Annotated in this window: 1 protein-coding gene; it reads right to left on the reverse strand. The window is 70.1% G+C overall.

The features are described from left to right. Window positions 1–568 (reverse strand): SIMPL domain-containing protein (locus P1P70_RS45500; protein ID WP_319248468.1); only part of this gene is annotated, 568 nt, incomplete at its 3' end. Window positions 569–656: the final 88 nt, after the last annotated feature.

Genomic DNA, 656 nt, shown 5'->3' on the forward strand with positions numbered 1-656 from the left:
GGGGTTGGGGGGCTTCGGCGCCGATGTCGGCGAGTTCGACGAGGGCGGCGAGGGTGGTGCCGAGGGCTTCGGCGTATTCGCGGGCGCGTTGGACGGCTTCGGTGACTGCTTTCTGTCTGGCTTTCCTGTGGGCGGGTGAGTCGGGGCGGAGGGACCACCAGGGGCCGTCGACGCGGGTGAGGTCGAGGTCGGCGAGGCGGGTGGTGAGTTCGCCGAGGGCGGTGAAGTCGGTGAGGTCGGCGGTGATGTGGACGCGGCCGTGGTAGGCCTGGATGCGTTCGCCTCGGCCCTTCTCCTTGAGTTCGGGGGTGATGGAGAAGGCGCCGGTCTCGAGTCGTTCGACGGCTTCGCCGTAGGTTTTGACCAGGTCGAGGACGGTGGTGTTGCGGCGGGTGAGGTCGTCGAGGGCGGCGCGCCGGTCCTTCCCGCGGGCGAGGACGGTGACTCCGATGCGGGCTATCTCGGGGTCGACGTCGAGGCGGGCTTCGCCGCGTACGGCGATGCGGGGCGCGTCGGGCGTGCCGTAGGGGACGGCGGTGGGCTGGGCTTCCTCTGGACTGGTGGTCATACGCCCCACTCTGTCACTGATGGCCTGGTGGCGGGTGTTGTCGGTCATCAGATCGCAACCTGGGGGGTCTGTTGCGGTGGGGGCGGGG

The organism is Streptomyces sp. MB09-02B, from assembly GCF_033794485.1.
Classification (GTDB): Bacteria; Actinomycetota; Actinomycetes; order Streptomycetales; family Streptomycetaceae; genus Streptomyces.